Annotated in this window: 22 protein-coding genes; 10 read left to right on the top strand and 12 right to left on the bottom strand. The window is 62.0% G+C overall.

All coding sequences use genetic code 11. The features are described from left to right. Window positions 1–30: 30 nt before the first annotated feature. The 5 genes from M5C71_RS12450 to M5C71_RS12430 form a co-directional block, all read right to left on the bottom strand. Entirely contained in the window at window positions 31–633 is a 603-nt protein-coding gene (locus tag M5C71_RS12450; protein WP_248767949.1) for a DUF924 family protein, read from the bottom strand. 4 nt (window positions 634–637) lie between these two features. Next, complete coding sequence (locus tag M5C71_RS12445) at window positions 638–1648, bottom strand: class 1 fructose-bisphosphatase (RefSeq protein WP_103495498.1); 1011 nt, start codon at window positions 1646–1648, stop codon at window positions 638–640. A gap of 162 nt (window positions 1649–1810) precedes the next feature. Beyond that, complete coding sequence (locus tag M5C71_RS12440) at window positions 1811–3175, bottom strand: DUF3999 domain-containing protein (protein ID WP_248767948.1); 1365 nt, start codon at window positions 3173–3175, stop codon at window positions 1811–1813. Continuing rightward, window positions 3172–6813 carry a DUF2339 domain-containing protein gene (locus M5C71_RS12435; protein ID WP_248767947.1) on the bottom strand — a complete coding sequence of 1214 codons (3642 nt, stop codon included), beginning with the start codon at window positions 6811–6813 and terminating at the stop codon, window positions 3172–3174. The genes M5C71_RS12440 and M5C71_RS12435 overlap by 4 nt, the downstream gene beginning before the upstream one ends. A 96-nt stretch (window positions 6814–6909) precedes the next feature. Continuing rightward, window positions 6910–9360, bottom strand: a complete 2451-nt coding sequence (locus M5C71_RS12430) for a glycogen/starch/alpha-glucan phosphorylase (protein ID WP_103495501.1) — start codon at window positions 9358–9360, stop codon at window positions 6910–6912. A 265-nt stretch (window positions 9361–9625) separates the two neighbouring features. On the opposite strand from M5C71_RS12430, the gene M5C71_RS12425 reads away from it, so the two are divergent. Further along, entirely contained in the window at window positions 9626–10060 is a 435-nt protein-coding gene (locus M5C71_RS12425; RefSeq protein WP_103495502.1) for a YkgJ family cysteine cluster protein, read from the top strand. A gap of 217 nt (window positions 10061–10277) precedes the next feature. Here the strand turns inward: M5C71_RS12425 and typA are convergent, their stop codons facing one another. Next, window positions 10278–12098 (bottom strand): translational GTPase TypA, encoded by a 1821-nt coding sequence (gene typA, locus M5C71_RS12420; protein WP_103495503.1) that lies wholly within the window; start codon window positions 12096–12098, stop codon window positions 10278–10280. A 139-nt stretch (window positions 12099–12237) separates the two neighbouring features. After that, the gene (gene thiI, locus M5C71_RS12415; protein ID WP_103495504.1) at window positions 12238–13692 is read right to left on the bottom strand and encodes a tRNA uracil 4-sulfurtransferase ThiI; all 1455 of its coding nucleotides are present in this window, start codon (window positions 13690–13692) and stop codon (window positions 12238–12240) included. 331 nt (window positions 13693–14023) lie between these two features. Here thiI and glnA point away from each other — a divergent pair, with 331 nt between their 5' ends. Both glnA and M5C71_RS12405 read left to right on the top strand, forming a co-directional pair. Continuing rightward, window positions 14024–15430, top strand: coding sequence for a type I glutamate--ammonia ligase (gene glnA / locus M5C71_RS12410; protein WP_100940351.1), 1407 nt, complete (start codon window positions 14024–14026; stop codon window positions 15428–15430). Window positions 15431–15635: 205 nt separating this feature from the next. Beyond that, window positions 15636–16022 carry a cupin domain-containing protein gene (locus tag M5C71_RS12405; protein WP_103495505.1) on the top strand — a complete coding sequence of 129 codons (387 nt, stop codon included), beginning with the start codon at window positions 15636–15638 and terminating at the stop codon, window positions 16020–16022. A gap of 8 nt (window positions 16023–16030) precedes the next feature. Here the strand turns inward: M5C71_RS12405 and M5C71_RS12400 are convergent, their stop codons facing one another. Continuing rightward, window positions 16031–16231: a hypothetical protein gene (locus M5C71_RS12400; RefSeq protein WP_247263114.1), complete on the bottom strand. Its 201-nt coding sequence runs from the start codon at window positions 16229–16231 to the stop codon at window positions 16031–16033. Window positions 16232–16309: 78 nt separating this feature from the next. Here M5C71_RS12400 and M5C71_RS12395 point away from each other — a divergent pair, with 78 nt between their 5' ends. From M5C71_RS12395 to ntrC, 5 genes are all read left to right on the top strand, one after another. After that, window positions 16310–16879, top strand: a complete 570-nt coding sequence (locus M5C71_RS12395) for a chorismate mutase (RefSeq protein ID WP_103499149.1) — start codon at window positions 16310–16312, stop codon at window positions 16877–16879. A gap of 83 nt (window positions 16880–16962) precedes the next feature. Then, window positions 16963–17502 (top strand): DUF4124 domain-containing protein, encoded by a 540-nt coding sequence (locus M5C71_RS12390; protein ID WP_248767946.1) that lies wholly within the window; start codon window positions 16963–16965, stop codon window positions 17500–17502. A gap of 7 nt (window positions 17503–17509) precedes the next feature. Next, window positions 17510–18145, top strand: coding sequence for a DUF4124 domain-containing protein (locus M5C71_RS12385; protein WP_103499147.1), 636 nt, complete (start codon window positions 17510–17512; stop codon window positions 18143–18145). Between the two features lie 251 nt (window positions 18146–18396). Further along, window positions 18397–19482: a nitrogen regulation protein NR(II) gene (gene glnL, locus M5C71_RS12380; protein WP_040063506.1), complete on the top strand. Its 1086-nt coding sequence runs from the start codon at window positions 18397–18399 to the stop codon at window positions 19480–19482. Beyond that, window positions 19479–20915 (top strand): nitrogen regulation protein NR(I), encoded by a 1437-nt coding sequence (gene ntrC / locus M5C71_RS12375; protein WP_100940345.1) that lies wholly within the window; start codon window positions 19479–19481, stop codon window positions 20913–20915. The genes glnL and ntrC overlap by 4 nt, the downstream gene beginning before the upstream one ends. A gap of 820 nt (window positions 20916–21735) precedes the next feature. On the opposite strand, the gene M5C71_RS12370 is transcribed toward ntrC, so the two are convergent. Continuing rightward, a complete protein-coding gene (locus tag M5C71_RS12370) occupies window positions 21736–22176 on the bottom strand; it encodes a hypothetical protein (protein ID WP_152737795.1) in 441 nt (146 codons plus the stop codon). On the opposite strand from M5C71_RS12370, the gene M5C71_RS12365 reads away from it, so the two are divergent. Beyond that, window positions 22175–22630, top strand: a complete 456-nt coding sequence (locus M5C71_RS12365; protein WP_248767945.1) for a tRNA (cytidine(34)-2'-O)-methyltransferase — start codon at window positions 22175–22177, stop codon at window positions 22628–22630. The genes M5C71_RS12370 and M5C71_RS12365 overlap by 2 nt on opposite strands. 49 nt (window positions 22631–22679) lie before the next feature. On the opposite strand, the gene secB is transcribed toward M5C71_RS12365, so the two are convergent. From secB to M5C71_RS12350, 3 genes are read right to left on the bottom strand one after another with little or no spacing between them, the layout of a single operon-like run. Beyond that, window positions 22680–23162: a protein-export chaperone SecB gene (gene secB / locus M5C71_RS12360; RefSeq protein ID WP_103496807.1), complete on the bottom strand. Its 483-nt coding sequence runs from the start codon at window positions 23160–23162 to the stop codon at window positions 22680–22682. 47 nt (window positions 23163–23209) lie between these two features. Then, window positions 23210–23464 carry a glutaredoxin 3 gene (gene grxC / locus M5C71_RS12355; RefSeq protein WP_103496806.1) on the bottom strand — a complete coding sequence of 85 codons (255 nt, stop codon included), beginning with the start codon at window positions 23462–23464 and terminating at the stop codon, window positions 23210–23212. Window position 23465: 1 nt separating this feature from the next. Next, window positions 23466–23879 (bottom strand): rhodanese-like domain-containing protein, encoded by a 414-nt coding sequence (locus M5C71_RS12350; RefSeq protein WP_100940340.1) that lies wholly within the window; start codon window positions 23877–23879, stop codon window positions 23466–23468. Window positions 23880–24027: 148 nt separating this feature from the next. On the opposite strand from M5C71_RS12350, the gene gpmI reads away from it, so the two are divergent. Further along, window positions 24028–25563 carry a 2,3-bisphosphoglycerate-independent phosphoglycerate mutase gene (gpmI, locus tag M5C71_RS12345; protein ID WP_248767944.1) on the top strand — a complete coding sequence of 512 codons (1536 nt, stop codon included), beginning with the start codon at window positions 24028–24030 and terminating at the stop codon, window positions 25561–25563. Window positions 25564–25592 lie beyond the last annotated feature (29 nt).

Raw genomic sequence — 25592 nt, 5'->3', positions numbered from 1 at the left:
CGCGAAAGGGCCATCCGCCACACAGCCGATCTAGAACCGTGAACCCGGTTCCCGCAAAAACACCACTTCCTCAGCCGTAGACTCACGCCCAAGAATGGCATTGCGATGGGGAAAACGCCCGAACCGGGCAATAACGTCACGATGCCGCTCGGCATAGTCCAGATAATCGGCAAATATCCCCCGATCCACCTCCACCTGCTCCGCCAACAACGCCGCAAAACGCGACACCGCCTCGTTCTGCACCGCCAGGTGTTCGCAATGCTCGAACACCAGGTAGACAAACACCCGCTCTATCGCCGACAACCGCCGATCAAAATCCGCAGCCATCCCTTGCGCCACCAGCGCCTGGGCGCGGGCATCACCGGAGAAAGCCTTGGGGGTGTCACGGAAGATCATCCGCGGCAGTTGATCGAGCAACAGCACCAGCGCCAGCCAGCCTTCGGGACATTGCGTCCACTCAGCCAGATCGCCAGCCAGTGCCTGCTCGACCTGGCCCCCGAAACGCTCACGCGCTTCAAGGTCCTGGCTGTCGCGCTTGCCGAACCACAACCGGCCCTTGTCGGCCACCTGCCCGGCGGTCGTCCCGGCTGAACCGAACCACCACTCAAGCAAGGGCTGCCAGGGCGCGGACATGGGTTCAGTCCTTGTGGTAGCCGGTGATCCGTGCCACTTCTTCCTTGGAGCCGAGGAACACCGCAACGCGCTGGTGCAGGCCGTCCGGCTTGATATCGAGAATACGCTGGTGACCGTCGCTGGACGCACCGCCCGCCTGCTCCACCAGGAACGACATCGGGTTGGCTTCGTACATCAGGCGCAGCTTGCCCGGCTTGGACGGCTCGCGGCTGTCGCGCGGGTACATGAACAGACCACCACGGGTCAGGATGCGGTGCACGTCCGCCACCATCGCGGCGACCCAGCGCATGTTGTAGTTCTTTTTCAGCGGGCCTTCTTCGCCGGCCAGCAGTTCGCCGACGTAACGTTGGACCGGCGCTTCCCAGTGACGCTGGTTGGACATGTTGATCGCGAACTCCTGGGTAGAGGCCGGGATCGTGATGTCTTCATGGGTCAGCACGAAGCTGCCCATTTCACGGTCAAGGGTAAAGCCTTTCACGCCATCGCCCAGGGTCAGCACCAGCATGGTCTGTGGGCCATAGATGGCATAACCAGCGGCGACCTGCTCGGTACCTGGCTGCAGAAAGGCCTTTTCGTTCAGGGCTTCGTTCTGGCTCAGGTACTCGTTCGGGCAACGCAGCACCGAGAAGATGGTCCCGACCGGGGCGTTGATATCGATGTTCGACGAACCGTCCAGCGGGTCGAATACCAGCAGGTAGGCGCCTTTCGGGTATTTGCCGGGGATCTGGTAGGCATTGTCCATTTCTTCGGACGCCATGCCGGCCAGGTGACCGCCCCATTCGTTGGCTTCGAGGAGGATTTCGTTGGAAAGCACGTCGAGTTTCTTCTGTACTTCACCCTGCACGTTTTCTGTGCCCATGCTGCCCAGAACCCCACCCAGCGCGCCTTTGGAGACGGCATGGCTGATTTCCTTGCACGCACGCGCGACCACTTCGATCAGGAAACGCAGATCGGCAGGCGTGTTATTGCTGCGGGTCTGCTCAATCAAATAGCGACTCAGGGTAACGCGGGACATGGATGGCTCCGGAGATGGGGGGCTGAAAACCCGCGCAGTTTAACGCGAGTCGACATGTATTGCCTCCTGTCAGACCGAGTTCCGACAGGGAGAGTTCATGAACCGGGTTGAGCGTAGTCCAAAAGAGCGGGAAATCCCCTGCCCCCGGTCATTGCCAGGCGTCTAGACCTGAGGCTTGCGCAACAGGCTGAAGGCCATCCCGGCCAAGGCCGCCACCCCCAGCAACAGCACCGCCCACAAACCGATCTTCTTCCAATCGGTGCCCACCGCAACCGGCACCGCTGGCGGCTGCACCGTGGTCACGGCCGCACCGGTCGCCGTGGCCTTGCCCAATCCGGCCAGACGCTGCGGGCTGTAATCGGGGATCAAGGTCGATAGCGACAGGTTCGCCGCCTTGACCGTCGGATTGCCCAGGGCCAGGGAAAACGGTGGCTCGCCACGGGCCAGGAACACCAACTGCGTGCTGCGTACCGCGAAACGCAAGGTCGGCGCCTGGGCGCCCAAACCACCGCCGCGCTCGTCGACCACCAGCTTCAATTGTGCAACCGCACGGCCGGGCAACTGCAACTGGTCCTGGACCACGTCCTGGCCATTCTGGGTCAGGCGATAGAGCAAGCCGCTGCTCAGCGTCTGCCAGGGCGCATTGCCGTCCTGACGCCCGTACAGGTTTACCGGCGCCAGGCTGTTGGCCTGCGCCAGCTCAACCCGCACCTGCTCAAGGGGCAGGCCGAGGGGCAATTGCCAGGTGTATTCCCCGGCCTTGGCGCTGCTGCCGGCCAACGGCTGCGACCACACCAGCGGCAACGGCAGGCTGCTGGTGGTGGAACTGGCCAACTGCGCCGAACTGAGCATCGGCGCCGCCTGCGGCGACTGCCACAGCAAGCGCAAGTAACGCGCCGACAACCCCGGCAAGGCGACTTCATGCTGTTCCACCCGCTCGTCGGCAAACGACAAGCGCGCCACCTGCCCGTCGCCCCAGGCCTGCCAGTGTTGCAGGTCGTCGCTGGCCTCGATGCTGAAACGCTGGAAGCCGTCGCGCTCGCTGCTCCAATCCAGAACAAGCTGCTGCAATGGCGTCTTGATCGCGCTGGCATCCAGCAGCCAGCCGCGCAGCACTTTTTCACCCGTTTGCAACTTACCCGAAGGACTCACCTCGACCAGGGTACCGTTGGCCGACGACTGGACCCGCACGCTCGGCGTGGCCTCGGGCGCATCCGCCGAGTTGTACAACGGGAACCACTTCACATCCGTCAGGCTGTTGCTCTGCGTCGCCTGCGCCTGTTCCCGCGCCAGGGCATAGGCCTGGGGTTCACCGGCGCCATTGAACACCCGCACATCGCTGAGATCGGACTGGCGTGCGCTCAGTTGCAGCGTCAGAGGCAGTTCCAGGCGATACCAGGGCCCCTCACCACTCAGGGTCAGGGGCACCTGGGTGCTGTAGTCGCTCGGTTTTTCCTGGGCGAACGCCGACAGCGCCGCACACAACCCCAGGATGCCCAGCCAGCACGGGCTCAGTTTGTGAATCAAGACGACACTCCTTCAGTTTCTTCGGTCACAGGCGTTGGCTCCGGACGCTTGGGCGGCAGCGGTGCAAAGTAACCGACCACCAGCAACAGCACGCCCACGCCGATGAACGAGACGATCCGCGCCAACCCGCCACGGTTGCTCAACTCGACGAAGAACAGCTTGGCGACCACCACGGCGATCAGCGCCGCGCCCACCAGCCAGACCTCGCGACGATGGCGCAGATGCCCACCGATCATCAGGCCCAGGGCAATCAGGGTCCAGGCAATCGACAAGCCCGCCTGCACCTGCATCGACGCCAGCAGGTCATCCAGATTGAACGGCACCCCGCCCCAATGGTGCGCGGTGCGCATCACCAGCGCGCTGACAAAGGCGAACAACGAAAGCCCGGCCACGGCCTGGGTGACCAGTTGCGCATAGTCGCGGCGCAACGCCCATTGCGCCACGGCGCTCCGGGACCAGAGGTAGATCCCCAGCAGGGCGAACATCAGGCCCAGATCCAACGGGTTGAGCAGTGGCACATAAGGCAGCGGCTCGGCCTGGCCGTCGCTGAAGGTGTTCGCCAGCCAGAACCAGGCCAGCATCAGCACGGCCAGGGGCAGCGCGGCGTAGAGGCGATATTCGCGCGGGTAAGCCGCCACCGGCCATGGCCATTGGCGTGACGCGGCCATCAGCACCAGATAGAGGCTCGGCAGGATCGCCCAGCCCAGCCAGCGCCAGGCGTTGTAATGCTCCGACAGGCTCATCAGGCCAAAGCGCAGCTCCAGCGCCAGCACGCCAAGGATCAGCCAGCAACCCAGCACATGGGCATAACTCAGCGCCTTGGCGGGCAGGATCGACGCCAGGCGGCGCAACGACAGCAGATGCACGACAAACACCGCCGCCCAGGCCAGCCAGCCGTAATCGGCCGCCGGGTGATAAGCCGGGTACCAGGCGCCGAAGAGCACCAGCACCGCCACCGGTGTCAGCAAGGTGCAGAGGCGGCCCAGGGTCGGCCAGTTCAAGCGCGACGCCAGCAGCGTCCAGAGCACCACGCTGAGCGCCGCCAACCCCAGCAACGCCTGAGGCTGCAGATGCGTCGGGACAAAGCGCAGGATTTCGCTGACCCAGGCCAACCCCCACCACAGCGCGCCCCAGACCAGCAGGACATTGGACAGGCCGCCCAGGCTCAGGGCATCGAAAGCCGCGGCCTGGGTACCCCGTTGCAAACGCCAGGCGCCGATCATGGCGGCCAGGCTCAGCACCATCGGCGTCCAGAAACCGCTGTGGGCCAATGGTCGCAAGCCTTCGGCGGACAACGCGCGGAACAGTTCCGGCTCGGCCATCAGGAATGCCGCGCCGCCGATCACCTGCAACAGCAGGCCGAAGACGAAACTCACCCGTTGCTGCAAATACAGGCTCAGCCAGATGATCAACAAACCGCTGGCGGCCCAGACCCCACTGGCGGTTTCCCACGGCAGAACGAACAGCACGGCGAGGTTGATCAGCACCAGACCTGCCAGCAACACCACCGACAAGCCACGGAGCAGACGCACATCGTTGCGCACCATCTCGTCCCGGGCCGCCAGCAGCATCCCGGCGATCAGTGACAGACCGATCAGCGAAGCGCTCATCAAACCGCTCCAGCCGGCGTTGAAGACCGCCGTCGAATCGCCCTGGGCACCTTGCAGGCGCAGCAGGAACAGCGCGCCGCCGAGCAGTTGCACGGCAAAGGCGCAGAACAGGAAACTCCGTGATTGCAGGCGCAGGCCGATAAACAAGGTCGCCAACCCGGCCAGCGCCCAGCTGATGGCCGTGCCCTGGGTGAAGAAGAACAACGGCGCCAGCAGATAGAGGAAAGTCAGGCCGCTGCAGGCCAGCACCGGCGCCAGGCTGCGCTCCCAGGACGAGAGCTGTTCAGGCAGCGCCTTGCGCACTTGCTGGAAGCTGAACAGCAAGGACCCGCCCAGCAGCAAGGCGCCCAGCGGCGCGCCATCCAGCAGACTGGTTTCACCGAGCTGCAGCTTGCCGAGAAACGCCAGCGCCGAACCGATCTGCAGCAACAGGGCAAACGCCCGGGCGAACGGCCGTTGCTGCCGCAGGCCGAGCCAGAAGATCCCGGCGCCCTCCACCGCCCAGGCCGCCGATGTCCAACGGGCATCCAGGCCCAGCGGGATCGCCAGGCTGGCGAAGATCACGCCCAGGGCCAGGCAGGTTTCCCCCAGCAGCAAGGCGCGTCCGCCGGCGAGCATCCGCGCCAGGCCCATATAGATAATGCCCAGGCCCAGGGCACTGAAGGCCGCGGCGAACTCCAGGTGCCGGACCACCGCGAATTGCAGGCCGAAGCCCACCAGCGGCGGACCGAACAGCATGGCGCCATCGACATAGTCGCCCTGGCGGGCCGACCAGCGCAGCAAGGCTTCACGGCTGTCGTCCTCGGGACCGACGGCCATCTCGCGTAATTTACGCCGGGTGAACAGCAGGCCGATCGCCAGGTACATCAGGAAGAACAGCACCAAGAAGGGTTCAGTGCTCCAGAGCAATTCCGGTTTATACGAACGCAGGCCCCAGGCGAAGCCGATGCCGAAGGTGCCGACAAAGCCGATCAGGTTGAGCAAGCGCCAGGTCTTGAACCAGGCAATGGCCAGGATGCCGGCGTTGAGCAAGGCGAAATAGCTGAACAGCGCCACATGGTTGCCGCTGCCGGTGGAGGTCAGGATCGGCGCGGCGAAGCCACCCAGGGCCGCGGCGGCAGCCAGGCCGAGGGCATCCTGGGTGATAGCGAGAATCGCCGAAAACACCGTGACCGCCACCAGCAGGCCAAGGGCGGCCGAGGGATCAAGCAGCGGATGCAGGCGCATCGCCGCAAACACCGTCAGGTACAGCACCGCGATCCCGGTGCCTTGCAGCATCAACGCGTAGTTGCTGTTGCGCAGGCGCAGCCACCAACCGAGTCCGAGCAGGCCGATGGCGCAGGCGGCGACCCCGGCATAACGCGCCTCGATCGGCACCACCATGCCTTCGGTGGCATAGCGCAGCAGGAAGGCCAGGCCGAGAAACAGCAGGAGCACACCGACGCGCAACACCGTGTTGCCGCCGAACAGCCAGTTGCGCGCGCCGGCCAGGGCACGTTCGATCAGATTGGGTTCGCGTGGGGCACGCGGCGCTTGTGGCTCGCGGGATTCGGCCATGACCGGTTCCGGCGCCCAGGCATCGACCTCGGGGTGCAGGCTTTCGGGTTGCGGGGCTGCATGCTGGGGTTGCTGGAGTTCGTCCGGCAGTTCCCAGACCAGCTCGGGAGTGGCGCGCAGGGCTTCAGGAATGGGTGCGTGGGGTTGTTCCGCTGGAGCTTGTTCGGCAACAACTTGCGGCACGTGCCCGGCAACTTCGGGCGTCGTTTCAGTGACCTGCGGGGCAACTGACGGTTCGGGCGCCCTGCCCGAGGTGATTTCGAGTTGGCGTACGCGCAGTTCGATGGTCGCCAGGGCTTTTCGCGCCTGTTCCAGTTCGACCACCTGCTCGGCGGCTCGCCGGCCCAGGCTCATCAGCCGGAAACTCTGGCCGATGCCCAGGCCCAACAAGGCACCGATCAGGGCGTCGGTGAACACCGAGTCCACCAGCCAGCCCAGTGCCAGGCCCACCAGCATCAGAATCCATTGCATGCACGATATCCCTATGCGGCGTCCGAAAAGATGCCGCGTAGTATATCGATCCGGCCCCCGGAAAGTGGGGCCGGCCGCACAACTTGTCGCAAAAAGTTAATCCAGTGCTTTCCAGATTTCCGTGGCGTATTCCCGAATGGTCCGGTCCGAGGAAAACCAGCCCATTCGCGCACTGTTAAGTACGGCAGAACGCCACCATTCCTTGGAGTCGTGCCAATGGGCTTCGACCCGGGCCTGGGCACTCCAGTAGGAGTCGAAATCGGCGCAGACCAGAAAGCGGTCGTAGTCGATCAGCGAATCCACCAGCCCGACATAACGGGACGGATCATCCGGTGAAAACACCCCGCCACGAATGGCTTGCAGCACATCGTTGAGCCGATGGGAGGCGGCCACATCGGCCGCCGCGCTGAACTCGCCGTTTTGTTTGCGCGACTCCACCTGCTGGGCACTGAGGCCGAAGATGAACATGTGCTCTTCGCCGATCCGCTCGCACATCTCGACGTTGGCGCCATCCATGGTGCCGATGGTCAGCGCGCCGTTGAGGCCGAACTTCATGTTGCTGGTGCCCGAGGCCTCGAAGCCGGCGGTGGAAATCTGCTCCGACAGGTCCGCCGCCGGAATGATGCTTTCCGCCAGGCTGACGTTGTAGTTGGGCAGGAACACCACCTTGAGCAGACCGCGTACGGTCGGGTCGTTGTTCACCGTGCGGGCGATGTCGTTGGCCAGCTTGATGATCAGCTTGGCCTGGTGATAACTGGCCGCCGCCTTGCCGGCGAAGATCTTCACCCGTGGTACCCAGTCGGTTTCCGGCTCGGCACGGATCGCCTGGTACAACGCCACGGTGTGCAGCAGGTTGAGCAACTGGCGCTTGTATTCGTGGATGCGCTTGACCTGCACGTCGAACATCGCCGCCGGGTTGATCGCGATCCCCAGGCGCTCATGGATCAAGGCCGCCAGGGCGCGCTTGCTGTGCAGGCGCTGTTCGGCGAACTGTTTGCGAAAACCGGCCTTCTCGGCAAAAGGCTCCAGGCCCAGCAGCAGTTCCTCGGGGTTGTCGAGCAGCTCCGGCCCCACGGCGTCGACCATCATCGCCGTGAGCTTCGGGTTGGCCTGGTAGAGCCAGCGGCGGAAGGTGATGCCGTTGGTCTTGTTGTTGATCCGCTCCGGATAGAGCTTGTGCAGTTCGGAGAACACCGTGCTGCGCATCAGTTGGGTGTGCAGGCCGGAAACGCCGTTGACGCTGTGGGAGCCGAGGAACGCCAGGTTGCCCATGCGCACCCGCCGACCGTTATCCTCCTCGATCAGCGAGACCGCGCGCAGCACGTCGAAATCGTGGATGCCCTTGGCCCGCAGCGAATCGATGTGCTGGGCGTTGATCAGGTAGATGATCTGCATATGCCGCGGCAGCATGCGCTCCATCAGGCCCACCGGCCAGGTTTCCAGGGCTTCGGGGAGCAAGGTGTGGTTGGTGTAGGAAAGGGTTTCCACGGTGACCTGCCAGGCCGCATCCCAGGCGATATCGTGCAGGTCGACCAGTTGGCGCATCAACTCGGCCACGGCAATCGAGGGGTGCGTGTCATTGAGCTGGATCGCCGCGTGCTCGCCGAGGCTGAGCACCGAGTCGTGCATGTTCTTGTGCCGGCGCAGCAGGTCCTGCAAGGAAGCGGAGACAAAGAAGTACTCCTGGCGCAGCCGCAGCTCCTGGCCGGCCTCGGTGCTGTCGGCCGGGTACAGGACCCGGGAAATGCTTTCGGCCCGGGCCACTTCGGCTACCGCGCCGAGGTGGTCGCCGGCGTTGAAACGTTCCAGGTGCAGCTCTTCGGTCGCCCGCGCCCGCCACAGCCGCAGGGTGTTCACACTGGCGCCGCGCCAACCCACCACCGGCGTGTCATAAGCCACCGCGCGCACGGTTTCCGATGCCGTCCAGACCTGGTGGGTCGCGCCATTTTCGTCGGTGATGGTTTGCACCTGGCCGCCGAAGCCCACGGGATAGATCACTTCGGCGCGCTCGAACTCCCAGGGGTTGCCGAAGTCCAGCCAGTTCTCGGTCTGCTCCTGCTGCCAGCCATCGACGATGGCCTGGCGGAACAGACCGTGCTCGTAGCGAATGCCATAACCATGGCCGGCGATGCCGAGGGTCGACATGCTTTCCATGAAGCAGGCCGCCAGGCGCCCCAGGCCACCGTTGCCGAGGGCCGCATCGGGCTCCAGCAGGCGAATACGCTCCAGGTCCACCCCGAGCTCCACCATCGCCTCACGAACGATCTCCAGGAGGCCGAGGTTGCTCAGGCTGTCGTACAGCAGCCGCCCGATCAGGAATTCCAGGGACAGGTAATACACCCGTTTCTGGCCCTTGCGATAGATATGCCGCGTGTGGTCCATCCAGTGCTCGACCATATGGTCGCGGGCGGCCAGGGCAATGGCTTCAAACCAGTCATGATCAAACGCGTGGTCCGGGTCCTTGCCCACCGCGTATGTAAGTTTGGCGAGGACAGCGTCGCGAAAGGCAGCGACCTCGGCTTCACGGACAAGCGGTTCCTGAGACATCGGTACAACCTCTAGCGAGATGGACGATTTGAAAGACGAGTTTTCTGAGCCTAGACGGTTCGACACAGGGTGGCGCTGCAGGTTCGGCGTTTTTTGCAGATCGCCTCGGGAAAACCCGACGAGCCGGGATTGCCCCAAAAGCATGCACTCATGTGGAAATCTCCCTGCAACGGCGCGTTTGTACGAAAAACCGTCAAAAGGTTGTTCACAAATCCACCAGCCCCGGTATCATCGCGCGCCCTGATACACCCTGGACAACAGCCGGATGAAACCTACCCTGATCGCCGCCGCGGAACTCGACCGCCTCGAAACCTGGCAGAAATACGCCAGCCATATGTGCGGGGGCTGCATGTCCAGTTGCTGCACCTTGCCGGTGGAAGTGAAGATCAAGGACCTGATCCGCATCGGCATCGTCGACGAATTCGAGCGTGGCGACCCGCCGAAGAACATCGCCAAGCGCCTGCAGAAGGAGGGGATCGTCGAGCGCTACAACCAGAAGTCCGAGATCTTCACCTTGCAGCGCATGAGCAACAACGATTGCCTGTACCTGGATCGCAAGTCACGGCTGTGCACCATCTACGAAAAACGTCCGGACACCTGCCGTAACCATCCAAAAATCGGGCCACGCCCGGGTTACTGCGCCTACAAGCCCAAGACCCCGGAACGCCCTGCGCCGGACAAGATGCTGTACAACTTCTGACACCCTCTATACCAGGGGCCCCTTGTAGGAGCCAGCTTGCTGGCGATGAGGCCCGCGAGCCTTGCATCGCTTGATCGGCCGTCATCGCCAGCAAGCCGGCTCCTACAGGTTTTGCGGCAGTCTTGAGCCAGGGGCTGCATCAGCATTTCAGCCAGACAAACAAAAACGCCCCCGACCTTGCGGTCGGGGGCGTTTTTTTGCCAGCTAACTAAATGACTTAGTTACCGGACTTCTTGGCAGCGCGGGTACGCTCGCTTTCGCCCAGGATCTTCTTGCGAAGACGGATGGACTTAGGCGTGACTTCACACAGTTCGTCTTCTTGTACGAACTCCAGAGCCTGCTCCAGGGTGAACTTGACCGGCGGAACCAGGGCGATGGTTTCGTCTTTGCCCGAAGCACGCATGTTGTCGAGCTTCTTGCCTTTGGTTGGGTTCACACCCAGGTCGTTGTCGCGGCTGTTCAAGCCAACGATTTGACCTTCGTAGATGTCCTGGCCGTGTTCAACGAACAGTTTGCCACGCGCCTGCAGGGTTTCCAGCGAGTAGGTCAGCGCCTTACCGGTAGCGACCGAAACCAGCACGCCGTTCTGACGGCCGGACATGTCGCCGGACTTCATCACGTCGTAACGGTCGAAGATCGAGGTCAGGATGCCGCCACCGGAGGTCAGGGTCAGGAACTCGTTACGGAAACCGATCAGGCCACGAGCCGGGATGTTGTACTCAAGGCGCACACGGCCCTTGCCATCCGGAACCATGTTGGTCAGGTCGCCCTTACGCAGGCCCATTTGCTCCATGATCGCGCCCTGGGATTCTTCCGGCAGGTCGATGGTCACGTTTTCGTACGGTTCGTGCTTCACGCCGTCAACCATACGGATGATCACTTCCGGACGACCTACACCCATTTCGAAGCCTTCGCGACGCATGGTTTCGATCAGTACCGAGAGGTGCAACTCACCACGGCCGGAGACCTTGAACTTGTCAGCCGAGTCGCCTTCTTCAACGCGCAGAGCAACGTTGTACAGCAGCTCTTTGTCCAGACGTTCCTTGATGTTACGGCTGGTGACGAACTTGCCTTCACGACCGCAGAACGGCGAGTCGTTGACCTGGAAGGTCATCGAAACGGTAGGTTCGTCAACGGTCAGCGGCTTCATCGCTTCGACGTTCAGTGGGTCGCACAGAGTGTCGGAGATGAACAGCTGCTCGAAGCCGCTGATGCAGACGATGTCGCCGGCAGCCGCTTCTTCAACGTCGATACGGTGCAGGCCGTGGTGACCCATCAGCTTCAGGATACGACCGGTACGCTTCTTGCCGTCGGCGTCGATAGCGACAACCGGGGTGTTCGGCTTGATGCGGCCACGAGCGATACGACCAACGCCGATAACACCCAGGAAGCTGTTGTAGTCCAGTGCCGAGATTTGCATCTGGAACGGACCGTCACGGTCGACTTTCGGCGCCGGTACGTCGTCGACGATCGACTGGTACAGCGGGGTCATGTCTTCAGCCATGGCAGTGTGGTCCAGACCGGCAATACCGTTCAGGGCCGAGGCGTAGACGACTTTGAAGTCCAGCTGTTCTTCGGTGGCACCGAGGTTGTCGAACAGGTCGAAGATCTGGTCCAGAACCCAGTCCGGACGCGCGCCTGGACGGTCGACCTTGTTGATCACCACGATTGGACGCAGGCCGGCTTCGAACGCCTTCTTGGTCACGAAACGGGTTTGCGGCATAGGGCCGTCTTGAGCGTCAACCAGCAGCAGAACGGAGTCGACCATCGACATTACACGTTCAACTTCGCCGCCGAAGTCGGCGTGGCCCGGGGTGTCCACGATGTTGATGTGGTAGCCGTTCCAGTTGATGGCGGTGTTTTTCGCCAGAATGGTAATACCGCGCTCTTTCTCCTGGTCGTTGGAGTCCATCACGCGCTCGTCGTTGAGCTCGTTGCGCTCCAGGGTGCCGGATTGACGCAAGAGTTTGTCTACCAGGGTGGTCTTACCATGGTCAACGTGAGCAATGATGGCGATGTTGCGTAGATTTTCGATCACTTGTGTATCTCGATCAGAGGATTCGGTGTGCTGACAGGTCGTGGCAGCGATTAACAGTAGAGTCAGGCCTAGCCGTTACAGCTTGACGGCAGAGTCGGGGGGCCGGTGACGCAGGCCACAGGCAAACAGCCCCGGGCTCTTAGCTCGGTCGATAAACGCGCACATTGGCATGCCCCTCACTGAGCAAATGGTGGGCATGCAGGCGACTCATCACGCCTTTGTCGCAATACAACAGGTACTGGCGAGTAGGGTCCAGTTCCTTGAAACGAGCGTTCAAAGCATAAAACGGCATCGCTTGTACCTCGATGCCAGCGATCGCCAGCGGATCATCTTCCTGAGCATCCGGGTGACGGATGTCGATCACGATATGACCGGCCAGCGCCTCGCTGACTTCTTCAATCTGCAAATCCTGGCCCAATTCGTCGATCACCCGATCGATCGGCACCAGTTTGGCCCGCTCGAGCGCCCGCTCGAGAATCGCCATGTCGAACTGTTGTTCTTCGTACTCCACGCGGTTGCGCTTGGCGTGGGTCTTGGGGTTCACCGAAATGACCCCGCAATATTCCGGCATGTGCTTGGCGAAATCCGCCGTGCCGATCTCGGTCGCCAGGTCGATGATGTCCTGCTTGTGGCTGGCGATCAGCGGGCGAATCACCAGCTTCTCGGTCACACAGTCGATCACCGACAGGTTCGGCAGCGTCTGGCTGGATACCTGGGAGATCGCCTCGCCGGTGACCAGCGCGCCGATCTCCAGGCGATCGGCCATGACGGTAGCAGCGCGCAACATCATACGCTTCAATACTACGCCCATATGACTGTTATCGACTTTGCCGAGAATTTCTCCCAGCACTTCCTCGAACGGCACGCTGACAAACAGCACCCGCTGGGAGCTGCCGTACTTCTTCCAGAGGAAGTGAGCGACTTCCATCACCCCCAGCTCGTGGGCGCGGCCACCGAGATTGAAGAAGCAGAAATGGCTCATCAGGCCGCGGCGCATCATCTGGTAGGCGGCCACGGTGGAGTCGAAACCGCCGGACATCAGCACCAGGGTCTGTTCGATGGAACCCAGCGGGTAGCCGCCCAGGCCATTGTGCTGACTATGGATAACAAACAACCGTTGGTCGCGAATTTCCATCCGCACTTCGATTTCCGGCTCTTTGAGGGAAATCCCGGCGGCATTGCACTGTCGGCGCAACTGGCTGCCGACGTATTTCTCCACATCCATGGAGCTGAAACTGTGCTTGCCGGCGCGCTTGCAACGCACCGAAAAAATCTTCCCGGGCAGGGCCTCGCCGAAGTGCTGTTTGCACTGGGCGGTGATCTCGTCGAAGTCACCCAGCGGGTATTCGTCGACCTGCAGGAAATGCGCGATGCCCGGCATGCAGCACAGGCGCTCGGTCAGTTCCTGCAGGGCCTTGGGCTCGCTCAGCGCGGTTTCCAGCTCGAGATTGTCCCACACGCCGTTCACCACCACGTTCGGGTCCAGGTCACGGAGCACGGTACGGATGTTCTTGGCCAGCTGGCGGATGAATTTCATCCGGACAGGGCGGCTTTTAATGGTGATTTCGGGGAAGACTTTTACGATAAGTTTCATGAAAACAGCGCGCGAAGGGCCGGCCGAAAAAGGGGGGCGCGGATTATAGCGGAAATTGCTCAAGGTTTAACCAGTTATTGTGCAGATGGTTTTGCGCGCACCAAAACAGGTCGCCGTCGATTATTTTAGATCTAAAATGGTGCGACAAACGCCCGAAAATTCTCCTATGCTCGCTGCAACGCGTGAGATTGGGGCAAAAAACCCATCACGGGGCACTGGCATGCAATTTGCTCTCTTGTGAGGCAGGTTGCCTTGGCCGATATTCGCGCCGGCATCACCACTCTTTCAGGGCTAACTCCACTACCCAGCCCGAAGCCACCCGGAGGACACCATGTCGAAGTCGGTTCAACTCATCAAAGATCATGACGTTAAATGGATTGATCTGCGCTTCACTGACACCAAAGGCACTCAGCACCACGTGACCATGCCGGCCCGTGATGCACTGGATGACGAATTCTTCGAAATCGGCAAAATGTTCGACGGCTCCTCCATCTCCGGGTGGAAAGGCATCGAAGCCTCCGACATGATCCTGATGCCGGACGACAGCACCGCCGTACTCGACCCGTTCACCGAAGAGCCGACCCTGATCCTGGTCTGCGACGTGATCGAGCCTTCGACCATGCAGGGCTATGACCGCGACCCACGTGCGATCGCCCGTCGCGCCGAGGAATACCTGAAGTCGACCGGTATCGGCGACACCGCTTTCTTCGGCCCCGAGCCTGAGTTCTTCATCTTCGATTCGGTCAAGTTCAAGTCCGACATCTCCGGCTCCATGTTCAAGATCTTCTCCGAACAAGGTTCGTGGATGTCCGACCAGGACGTGGAAGGCGGTAACAAAGGCCACCGTCCAGGTATCAAAGGCGGCTACTTCCCGGTTCCACCGTTCGACCACGACCACGAAATCCGTACCTCCATGTGCAACGCACTGGAAGAGATGGGCCAGACCGTCGAAGTTCACCACCACGAAGTGGCAACTGCCGGCCAGAACGAAATCGGTGTGAAGTTCAACACCCTGGTCAACAAGGCTGACGAAGTCCAGACCCTGAAGTACTGCGTACACAACGTGGCAGACGCCTACGGCCGTACCGCGACCTTCATGCCAAAACCGCTGTACGGCGATAACGGCTCGGGTATGCACGTTCACATGTCCATCTCCAAAGATGGCAAGAACACCTTCGCTGGCGAAGGTTATGCCGGCCTGTCCGACACCGCCCTGTACTTCATCGGCGGCATCATCAAGCACGGTAAGGCCCTGAACGGCTTCACCAACCCGTCGACCAACTCCTACAAGCGTCTGGTCCCAGGCTTCGAAGCGCCGGTAATGCTGGCCTACTCGGCACGCAACCGTTCCGCCTCGATCCGTATTCCTTACGTCAACAGCCCCAAGGCTCGTCGTATCGAAGCACGCTTCCCGGATCCGGCTGCCAACCCTTACCTGGCCTTCGCCGCACTGATGATGGCCGGCCTGGACGGTATCCAGAACAAGATCCACCCTGGCGACGCTGCTGACAAAAACCTGTATGACCTGCCGCCTGAAGAGGCCAAAGAGATTCCACAGGTGTGCGGTAGCCTGAAAGAAGCCCTGGAAGAGCTGGACAAAGGCCGTGCGTTCCTGACCAAAGGCGGCGTTTTCAGCGACGACTTCATCGATGCCTACATCGAGCTGAAAAGCGAAGAAGAAATCAAAGTACGCACCTTCGTACACCCACTGGAATACGAGCTGTACTACAGCTGCTGATCCGGTAGCGCTCGCGCAAGCGGCGTAACGAAAGGCCACCTTCGGGTGGCCTTTTTCATGGGCAGAAATCGAGAATTCTTGAAACGTTTCCAGACTGGCAGGACGCTGTGGAGCGGCGTTAACTAGGGGCTCCCGACCTTGTGACGGGAACCACAGGCACCGCGCGTGGCGCGCGGTACAAGGACGTTAACCTGGAAGCCAGCACATGACCCCGATCTCCACATCCAATGCACAAACCCCACCCCAACCCAGCGCCCAAGTGCTGCTGCGCAGCACCAGCTCCTGGGATGGCACGCCCTACGAACGCTATCCCGAAGGACCACCGGAACTGACCTTGTTGCAGGTCAATATTCCGGCCGATACCGAGTTGGGCTGGCACCTCCACCCGATTCCCAGCGCCGCCTACATCCTCTCGGGCGAAGTGTGGGTCGAGACCCGGGAAGGGGGCCACAACACCCACCTGAAACAGGGCGACACAATAGCCGCCCTGGTCAACATCCAGCACCGCGCCAAGACCGGCGCGGTTCCGGTGGACCTGTTGGTGTTCTACGCCGGCACCGAGGGCGTGCCGCTCTCGGTATCGGACCTCTGACATAGCTCCTACAGATTTTTGCCGAACACAAAATGTGCATTAAACACTGAACTGTAGGAGCAAGGCTTGTCGGGACGCCGCACCGCCGCGAAGGGGGCCTCAAGATCGCTAAAAGCTTCGCGGGCAAGCCCTGCTCCTACAGGTATTGTGGTGTTTTCAAGATCCCACGCCACGAATGGCATCCCGAGACACACCGACATCTTTTTCATGAAAAGAAACTGGCGCCTGGCCGCGCTTGTGACGTTTACTCAGGGCCCTGTGCCCACCCTCTGGACGAAGCCCGCTCCATGTACCTGACAAAACGCCTTGCCAGCCCGCTGCTGCTTATTCTCCTCAGCACCGGTGCCTTCGCCGAAACCCCGAAGCCCACACCCGCCCCCGCGTCCCTGGCACCCTTGCTCCAGGCCGTGAGCGAACGCCTGGAGATCGCCGATCAGGTCGCGTTGACCAAATGGGACAGCGGCAAGCCGATCCAGGACAGCCCGCGCGAGCAGCAAGTCATCGCCAATGCCGCGCAGGAAGCCGCCACCTACCAGCTCAAGCCTGAAGACGTCAGCCAGTTCCTCGCCGCCCAGATCGAAGCCAACAAGCTGGTGCAATACGCCCTGCTGGCCAAGTGGCACGCCGCGGGCAAGGCCCCGACCATCGCCCGCCCCGACCTGGTCAAGCAGATCCGCCCGGCCCTTGATCAACTGCAAGTGCGCCTTCTGCAGCATTACGCCGCCTTCGCCGCCTCCCGGCAGGACCCGCAATGCCCGACCTGGCTGGCCCAGGAGCGCCAGGTCCTGAGCACCGACGAGATCCATGACCTGGCGCTGATTCGCGCCGTGGGCGAGTTGTGCCTCAGCGGGCGCTGAAGCCGTTGAAGGTTGTGCTCTATGCTGACACCCTGAAGCACCTGGGCGGGATGTCAGCGCCAGGACCACTATCGGGAGCGCCCATGGGTCGAAGCCTTCTTTTGCTGCTAATGGCGGTCGCCTTGCCAGCCGCCGCACAGATCTACAAGTACACCGATGCCAACGGCAACACGGCCTACAGCAACCAGCCGCCCGACGGCACCGCCGCACAGGCCGTGGAGCTGCCGCCGCTCAACAGCGTGGGCCTGCAGCAGTCGTACACGCTGCCGCTGCCCACACCGGCGACACCCGCACCGGCGACTTCGGCGGCGACACCCACCAATGCCGGCGCGGCCTACAGCACCCTGGAACTGACGGACATCCCGACCCAGGAAGCCCTGCGTGCCAACAACGGCACCTTCACCGTCGGCGTGAAGATGGAGCCGCGCCTGCAACGCCAGCACCTGCTGCGCCTGGTGCTCGACGGTGCGCCCTACGGCCAGCCAAGCAATGTGCCACGCCTGCAACTGGTGAATATCGACCGCGGTGACCATACCCTCGGCGTCCAGGTGCTGGCCGGCGAACAGGTGGTGCAGCAAAGCGCCCTCGTACCCTTTACCGTCCAACGGGTACACAAGCCTTGAGCCACTTATGATCCGCGTTTTCGTCCGCCTGCTGCCGCTGCTCCTGACGCTTTGCGCCGGCTCGGCACTGGCCGAGATCTACACCTACATCGACAGCCAGGGCAACCGGGTCTTCACCGATCAACACCGGGCCGGTGCCAAGGCGGTGCCGTTGCCGCCGGTCAATCGCCTGTCGCTGACCCCGACGGCGCCCCTGCCCACGCCGGCCACCGCGCAAAAACCCAAGGTCCAGCCGATTGTCCATTACCAGATGCTACGCATCCTGGTGCCGGACCCCGATGCCACCATCCGTAGCACCGAAGGCAACCTGATCGTCAGCGTCACCAGTGAACCCGGCCTGATGCCCGGGCACACCTACCAATTGCTGCTGGACGGCAAACCCACCGCCGCGCCCGGCCCCAGCCCGGTGTTCGCCTTGAACAATATCGACCGCGGCAGCCACCAGCTCGCGGTGGAGATCCTCGACGAACAGGGGCGGATCGCCGAACGCACGGCCAACCAACCCTTCCATATGGTGCGTATCTCGCTGGCGCAGAAACGCCAGGCCAACCCCTGCCAACTGGCTGATTACGGACAACGGCCGGAATGCCCGCTGGCAGACAAGCCCGAGGAAGAAAGCAGCAGCATTTTGCCGTTTCTCTGACCCACGCCAAGCATGGCACCAGATTGGTGCACTAAACTGCACACCTACCCGAACCAAATCCCATTTTGGTTCGAAAGTACCCGTCGTTTCTGGCAGAACGCCACTCAATCGAGCCTGAAACGCCCATTTCAGGCAATTCGCGCTTCTTTTCGGAGCCTTGGTTTGGTTTTTGCATTTTCCTTGTATCGACGCCTTGTTCGCGCGCGCAAATCGGGACCGGCCCCGTTTGCCATGCTCCAAAAGAGGTCCCCATGACCATCAGTGACGCCCTGCACAGACTGTTACTCGACAACCTGACCACCGCGACCATCCTGCTCAACGCCGAATTGCGCCTGGAGTACATGAACCCGGCGGCGGAAATGCTCCTGGCCATCAGTGGCCAGCGCAGCCATGGCCAGTTCATCAGCGAACTGTTCACCGAGTCGGTCGAGGCCTTGAACTCCCTGCGCCAGGCCGTGGAACAGGCGCACCCGTTCACCAAGCGCGAAGCCATGCTCACGGCGCTGACCGGCCAGACCCTGACCGTCGACTACGCCGTGACGCCGATTCTCAGCCAGGGCGAAACCCTCCTGCTGCTGGAAGTCCATCCCCGCGACCGCCTGTTGCGGATCACCAAGGAAGAGGCCCAGCTGTCCAAGCAGGAAACCACCAAGATGCTGGTGCGCGGCCTGGCCCACGAAATCAAGAATCCCCTGGGCGGGATTCGCGGCGCCGCACAGTTGCTGGCTCGCGAGCTGCCGGAAGAAAGCCTCAAGGACTACACCAACGTCATCATCGAAGAGGCCGACCGCCTGCGCAACCTGGTGGACCGCATGCTCGGCTCGAACAAGCTGCCGTCCCTGGCGCTGACCAATGTCCATGAAGTCCTGGAACACGTCAGCAGCCTGGTGGAAGCCGAGAGCCAGGGCTGCATCAATCTGGTGCGCGACTATGACCCCAGTATTCCCGATGTACTGATCGACCGTGAACAGATGATCCAGGCCGTGCTCAATATCGTGCGCAACGCCATGCAGGCCATCAGCAGCCAGAACGAGCTGCGCCTGGGTCGCATCAGCCTGCGCACCCGGGCGATCCGCCAGTTCACCATCGGCCACGTGCGCCATCGCCTGGTGACCAAGATCGAGATCATCGACAACGGCCCGGGGATTCCCGCCGAGCTGCAGGAAACCATCTTCTATCCCATGGTCAGCGGCCGCCCGGACGGTACCGGGCTCGGCCTGGCCATTACCCAGAACATCATCAGCCAGCACCAGGGCCTGATCGAATGTGAGAGCCACCCCGGCCACACCACATTCTCGATCTTTCTGCCACTGGAACAAGGAGCCACATCGACATGAGCCGTAGTGAAACCGTGTGGATCGTCGATGACGACCGTTCTATCCGATGGGTCCTGGAAAAAGCCCTGCAACAGGAAGGGATGACCACCCAGAGCTTCGACAGTGCCGATGGCGTAATGAGCCGCCTGGTCCGTCAGCAGCCGGATGTGATCATCTCCGACATCCGCATGCCCGGCGCCAGTGGCCTGGACCTGCTCGCGCGGATTCGCGAGCAGCACCCGCGCCTGCCGGTGATCATCATGACCGCCCATTCCGACCTCGACAGCGCGGTGGCCTCCTACCAGGGCGGGGCGTTCGAATACCTGCCCAAGCCGTTTGACGTCGATGAAGCGGTGTCGCTGGTCAAGCGCGCCAACCAGCATGCCCAGGAACAACAAGGCATGGCCGTGGCGCCGACCCTGACCCGGACCCCGGAAATCATCGGCGAAGCGCCGGCGATGCAGGAAGTGTTTCGCGCCATCGGTCGCCTCAGCCACTCCAACATCACCGTATTGATCAATGGCGAGTCCGGCACCGGCAAAGAGCTGGTGGCCCACGCCCTGCACCGCCACAGCCCACGGGCGGCGCAACCGTTCATCGCCTTGAACATGGCGGCGATTCCCAAGGACCTGATGGAATCCGAGCTGTTCGGCCATGAAAAAGGTGCCTTTACCGGCGCGGCCAACCTGCGGCGCGGGCGTTTCGAACAGGCCGACGGCGGCACCCTGTTCCTCGACGAAATCGGCGACATGCCGGCCGACACCCAGACCCGTCTGCTGCGGGTACTGGCGGACGGCGAGTTCTACCGGGTCGGCGGGCATACGCCGGTCAAGGTCGACGTGCGCATCATCGCCGCGACCCACCAGAACCTGGAAACCCTGGTTCACGCGGGCAAATTCCGTGAGGACCTGTTCCATCGCCTGAACGTGATCCGCATCCATATTCCACGGATGTCGGACCGTCGCGAAGACATCCCGACCCTGGCCAAGCACTTCCTCGCCCGCGCCGCCCAGGAACTGTCGGTGGAGCCGAAGCTGCTGAAGTCGGAAACCGAGGAATACCTGAAGAACCTGCCGTGGCCGGGCAACGTGCGCCAGCTGGAGAATACCTGCCGCTGGATCACAGTGATGGCTTCCGGGCGCGAGGTGCATATCAGCGACCTGCCGCCGGAGCTGCTGAACCTGCCGCAGGATTCGGCACCGGTGACCAACTGGGAACAGGCACTGCGCCAGTGGGCCGACCAGGCGCTGGCACGCGGCCAATCGAGCCTGCTGGACAGCGCCGTGCCGAGTTTCGAGCGGATCATGATCGAGACCGCCCTCAAGCACACCGCCGGCCGCCGTCGCGACGCCGCCGTGCTGCTGGGCTGGGGCCGCAACACCTTGACCCGCAAGATCAAGGAACTGGGCATGAAGGTCGATGGCGGCGATGAGGACGACAGCGACGAGGGTTGATCCGTCGCTTCAAGCCAAACCCTCTACAGCCTGGCTGTAGAGGGTTTTTTATTGCCCTGCAAATGGGGCGGCGTGCACCACGGCAATGCGCCTTGAACCGCGATCGAGCAGAGAATCAGGCCGCGCAGGCGCCATCGCCGTTTTTACGCTCGAGCAGAAAGGCCCCGTATTCCGGGACCTTCAGACACATTTTGAAAATTATCAGGGCAATCATTGGCGTTTTTTCAAAAGCTGGCACGCGCCCTGCAACAACCCCAGTACAACCCAGTTTTGGGGACCCTGATACAGGCAGGTCAGGGACTCCCCTTCTTTACACCGGGACTCACACCGCTCACAGCGACGAGTCCCAAGACGCTTTTGGGAACCCTGGTACAGGCAGGCCGGGACTTCCCTTCTTTACACCAGGACTCATACCGCTCACAGCGACGAGTCCAGATGCTTTCGGGGACCTTGATACAGGCAGGTCAAGACTCCCCTTCTTTACACTGGGACTCACACCGCTCACAGCGACGAGTCCCAAAACGCTTTTGGGAACCCTGATACAGGCAGGTCAGGAATTCCCTTCTTTACACCGGGACTCATACCGCACACAGAGATGAGTCCAGACGTTTTCGGGGACCCTGGTACAGGCAGGCCGGGACTCCCCCTCTTTACACCGGGACTCACACCGCTCACCGCGACGAGTCCAAACGCTTTTGGGAACCCTGATACAGGCAGGTCAGGAATTCCCTCTTTAACACCCGGACTCACACCGCTCACCGCGACGAGCCCGATAGCCGTTCTGGGAGCTCCGGTACAGGCAGGCCGGAGATTCCCTCTTTTATTCCTCACGGAGATTGATCGCCAATCTCCAGCGCCCGTCCACCTTCGCCCCGGCCCATTCGCCGTGCAGCGGACGCGCCGCCAGCAACGTCAGCAACAACCCCTTGTCACTCAAGCGCACACGCCAGTTGGCGTCCTTGCCGGCCACCTGCAAGTGGCCGTTCTGCGCCTTGCCCTCGGCGTCGAACAGCAACGCCACCGTGCCGTCGACCTGCTCGCCATGCACCTTGGGCTCGGCACTGAACCAGACCACCACCCCCTCGGGCACCACCTCGACCTGTTGCAAAACCAGGGGCTCGGGCGCGGTCAGGCGACCGATCATCATCCCGACCATCAAGCCGACAATCGCCAGCGATCCCAACACCCGCGGCAATAGCTTCGATCGCGGGTCCTCTTCGGGGGTAGAATGCAGCCCATCTTCATCTTCGGAGCCGTGCATGTTTCACGTCATCCTTTTTCAACCAGAAATTCCGCCGAACACCGGCAACATTATCAGGCTGTGCGCCAACAGCGGCTGCCACCTGCATTTGATCGAGCCCATCGGTTTTGAAATGGACGACAAGCGCTTGCGCCGCGCCGGCCTCGACTATCACGAGTACGCCACGCTCAAGACCCACGCCGACCTCGCCAGTTGCCTGGAAAGCCTCGGCCACCCGCGCCTGTTCGCTTTTACCACCAAGGGTTCGCGAGTGTTCCACGAGGCGCGCTTCGCCGAGGGTGATGCGTTTCTCTTCGGCCCGGAAAGCCGTGGCCTGCCGGCCGAGGTGCTCGACGTCCTGCCCGGCGAACAACGCCTGCGCCTGCCGATGCGCGAAGGCTGCCGCAGCCTGAACCTGTCCAACACCGTGGCGGTGGCGGTCTACGAAGGTTGGCGCCAGTTGGGCTTTGCCTGAACAAAAAAAGCGCCGGAAAAAGGCGCTTTTTTGTGGGCAGGCAATCCGTTTATTGAACGGTTTGCGCGCCGTCTTCCTGCAGACGCTGCAGCTCTTGCGCGTACAGGGCATCGAAGTTCACCGGGGCCAGCATCAACGCCGGGAACGAACCACGGGTGACCAGGCTGTCCAGGGTTTCACGGGCGTACGGGAACAGGATGTTCGGGCAGAATGCGCCCAGGGTGTGGCTCATGGAAGCCGCATCGAGGTTCTTGATCAGGAAGATACCGGCCTGCTGCACTTCAGCGATGAAAGCCACTTCTTCACCGTTCTTCACGGTCACCGACAGGGTCAGCACCACCTCGTGGAAGTCGCCTTCCAGGGCTTTCTGACGAGTGTTGAGGTCCAGGCCGACGCTCGGCTCCCACTGCTGGCGGAAGATCGCCGGGCTTTTCGGGGCTTCGAAGGACAGGTCGCGCACGTAGATACGCTGCAAGGAGAATTGCGGTTGGCTATCTTCTTCAGTGGCAGCAGTGTTCTGTTGGTCAGTCATCGCAGCAGATCCTTCTTGATCTTCAGGTCTTTAAAGGGTTGGGGGAATCAAGCTTCCAGCAACGCGTCCAGCTTACCGGCGCGCTCGAGGGCGAACAGGTCGTCGCAACCACCGATGTGCCGGTCGCCGATCCAGATTTGCGGCACGGACGTGCGCCCGGCCTTCTGGGACATCTCGGCCCGCAACTGCGGCTTGCCATCGACCTTGATCTCGTCGAAAGCAACGTTCTTGCTGCCGAGCAACGACTTGGCGCGCATGCAGTAAGGGCAGTAATCACTGGAGTAGACAACGACCTGGCTCATATCACTTCACCAGCGGCAGATTGTCGGCTTTCCAGCTGGAAATACCACCGGACAGCTTGGCGGCAGTGAAACCGGACTTGAGCAGCTCGCGGGCGTGAGTCCCGGAGTGCTGGCCCTGGGCGTCGACCAGAATCAGGGTCTTGGCCTTGTGCTTCTCCAGTTCACCGATGCGAGCCATCAGTTTGTCCTGGGGAATGTTCAGCGCGCCGACAATATGACCGGCGGCAAAGTCCTTGCTCGGGCGCAGGTCGATGACCACGCCCTGGTCCTGGTTGACCAATGCGGTCAACTGGCCAGTACTGAGGCTGGCGCCGCCGCGGCTCATTTCATGGGCAATCAGCAAGGCCAGCAGGAGCACGAAGGCGCCGGCTAACAGGTAGTGGCTAGTGGCAAATGCAATCAGGTGATCGACCATCAGGAGGTTCCAGGGCGTTAAAATGTGGGCCAGTATACACAGCCGTCAAGGTCGGCCAAACCCCGCCCGGCGGTGACTGCATTTGAACTTGGCTTTAAACTGCGACTCTTTTTTCCATGACCTTTCAATCCAGCCGCGAGTGCCGTCCATGACTACCACGCCTAAACCTTTGGTCCTGATCATCCTGGATGGCTTCGGTCACAGTGAGAGCCATGACTACAACGCCGTCTATTCGGCGAAAAAACCGGTGCTCGACCGCCTGGTCGCGACCCAGCCCAACGGCCTGATCTCCGGCTCCGGCATGGATGTCGGCCTGCCGGATGGGCAGATGGGCAACTCCGAAGTCGGCCACATGAACCTCGGCGCCGGCCGGGTGGTGTACCAGGACTTCACCCGCGTGACCAAGTCGATCCGCGACGGCGAGTTCTTCGAGAACCCGACCATCTGCGCAGCGGTGGACAAGGCCGTGGCCGCGGGCAAGGCGGTGCACATCCTCGGCCTGCTGTCCGAAGGTGGCGTGCACAGCCATCAGGACCACCTGGTGGCCATGGCCGAGCTGGCGTTCAAGCGCGGCGCCGAGAAAATCTACCTGCACGCCTTCCTCGATGGCCGCGACACCCCGCCGAAAAGCGCCCAGTCTTCCATCGAGTTGCTCGACGAAACCTTCCGTACCCTGGGCAAGGGCCGTATCGCCAGCCTGATCGGGCGCTATTTCGCCATGGACCGCGACAACCGCTGGGACCGTGTGGCCCAGGCCTACAACCTGATTGTCGACGGCCAGGCCGAGTTCCACGCCGCCAATGCCCAGGAAGGCCTGCAAGCCGCCTATGAGCGCGGCGAGAGCGACGAATTCGTCAAGGCCACCCGCATTGGCGAGAAAGTCACCGTCGAAGACGGCGATGCCGTGGTATTCATGAACTTCCGCGCCGACCGTGCCCGTGAACTGACCCGGGTGTTCGTCGAAGACGACTTCAAGGACTTCGAGCGCCCCCGCCAGCCGAAAACCGCCGGCTTCATCATGCTGACCCAGTACGCCGCCAGCATTCACACGCCGTCGGCCTTCGCCCCGGGCAGCCTGGAAAACGTGCTGGGCGACTACCTGGCGAAAAACGGCAAGACCCAGCTGCGGATAGCCGAAACCGAGAAGTACGCCCACGTCACCTTTTTCTTTTCCGGCGGTCGTGAAGAACCTTTCCCGGGTGAGGAACGTATCCTGATCCCGTCGCCGAAAGTCGCCACCTACGACTTGCAACCGGAAATGAGCGCGCCGGAAGTCACCGACCGCATCGTCGATGCCATCGAACACCAGCGTTACGACGTGATCGTGGTCAACTACGCCAACGGCGACATGGTCGGCCACAGCGGCGTGTTCGATGCGGCCGTTAAAGCAGTGGAATGTCTGGATTTGTGTGTAGGACGTATCGTCGAGGCCCTGGACAAGGTCGGCGGCGAAGCGCTGATCACCGCCGACCACGGCAACGTCGAACAAATGGAAGACGAATCCACCGGCCAGGCCCACACCGCCCACACCACCGAGCCGGTACCTTTCATCTATGTCGGCAAGCGTCCGCTGAAGGTCCGTGAAGGCGGCGTGTTGGCAGATGTCGCACCGACCATGCTCAAGCTTCTGGGCCTGGAACAGCCGAAAGAGATGACCGGTACGTCGATCCTGACTGACCTCTAAACGCCACAAATCAGGTAGGCCGCAGGCCT

Source organism: Pseudomonas sp. MWU12-2345 (genome assembly GCF_023242385.1).
Classification (GTDB): domain Bacteria; phylum Pseudomonadota; class Gammaproteobacteria; order Pseudomonadales; family Pseudomonadaceae; genus Aquipseudomonas; species Aquipseudomonas gingeri_D.
Note: the sequence above shows the minus strand (reverse complement) of the source record. Positions and strands in the feature narration are given on the sequence as shown.

Bases quoted from the DNA above. Each gene is read 5' to 3' on its own strand.
- M5C71_RS12425 (WP_103495502.1), top strand. From the start codon at position 9,626: ATGAAACCTACCCTGATCGCCGCCGCGGAACTCGACCGCCTCGAAACC.
- M5C71_RS12435 (WP_248767947.1), bottom strand. From the start codon at position 6,813: ATGCAATGGATTCTGATGCTGGTGGGCCTGGCACTGGGCTGGCTGGTG.
- glnL (WP_040063506.1), top strand. From the start codon at position 18,397: ATGACCATCAGTGACGCCCTGCACAGACTGTTACTCGACAACCTGACC.
- M5C71_RS12445 (WP_103495498.1), bottom strand. From the start codon at position 1,648: ATGTCCCGCGTTACCCTGAGTCGCTATTTGATTGAGCAGACCCGCAGC.
- grxC (WP_103496806.1), bottom strand. From the start codon at position 23,464: ATGAGCCAGGTCGTTGTCTACTCCAGTGATTACTGCCCTTACTGCATG.
- glnA (WP_100940351.1), top strand. From the start codon at position 14,024: ATGTCGAAGTCGGTTCAACTCATCAAAGATCATGACGTTAAATGGATT.
- M5C71_RS12405 (WP_103495505.1), top strand. From the start codon at position 15,636: ATGACCCCGATCTCCACATCCAATGCACAAACCCCACCCCAACCCAGC.
- M5C71_RS12385 (WP_103499147.1), top strand. From the start codon at position 17,510: ATGATCCGCGTTTTCGTCCGCCTGCTGCCGCTGCTCCTGACGCTTTGC.
- ntrC (WP_100940345.1), top strand. From the start codon at position 19,479: ATGAGCCGTAGTGAAACCGTGTGGATCGTCGATGACGACCGTTCTATC.
- thiI (WP_103495504.1), bottom strand. From the start codon at position 13,692: ATGAAACTTATCGTAAAAGTCTTCCCCGAAATCACCATTAAAAGCCGC.
- M5C71_RS12450 (WP_248767949.1), bottom strand. From the start codon at position 633: ATGTCCGCGCCCTGGCAGCCCTTGCTTGAGTGGTGGTTCGGTTCAGCC.
- M5C71_RS12395 (WP_103499149.1), top strand. From the start codon at position 16,310: ATGTACCTGACAAAACGCCTTGCCAGCCCGCTGCTGCTTATTCTCCTC.
- secB (WP_103496807.1), bottom strand. From the start codon at position 23,162: ATGACTGACCAACAGAACACTGCTGCCACTGAAGAAGATAGCCAACCG.
- M5C71_RS12390 (WP_248767946.1), top strand. From the start codon at position 16,963: ATGGGTCGAAGCCTTCTTTTGCTGCTAATGGCGGTCGCCTTGCCAGCC.
- M5C71_RS12370 (WP_152737795.1), bottom strand. From the start codon at position 22,176: ATGCACGGCTCCGAAGATGAAGATGGGCTGCATTCTACCCCCGAAGAG.
- M5C71_RS12400 (WP_247263114.1), bottom strand. From the start codon at position 16,231: ATGAAAAAGATGTCGGTGTGTCTCGGGATGCCATTCGTGGCGTGGGAT.
- M5C71_RS12430 (WP_103495501.1), bottom strand. From the start codon at position 9,360: ATGTCTCAGGAACCGCTTGTCCGTGAAGCCGAGGTCGCTGCCTTTCGC.
- M5C71_RS12365 (WP_248767945.1), top strand. From the start codon at position 22,175: ATGTTTCACGTCATCCTTTTTCAACCAGAAATTCCGCCGAACACCGGC.
- M5C71_RS12350 (WP_100940340.1), bottom strand. From the start codon at position 23,879: ATGGTCGATCACCTGATTGCATTTGCCACTAGCCACTACCTGTTAGCC.
- gpmI (WP_248767944.1), top strand. From the start codon at position 24,028: ATGACTACCACGCCTAAACCTTTGGTCCTGATCATCCTGGATGGCTTC.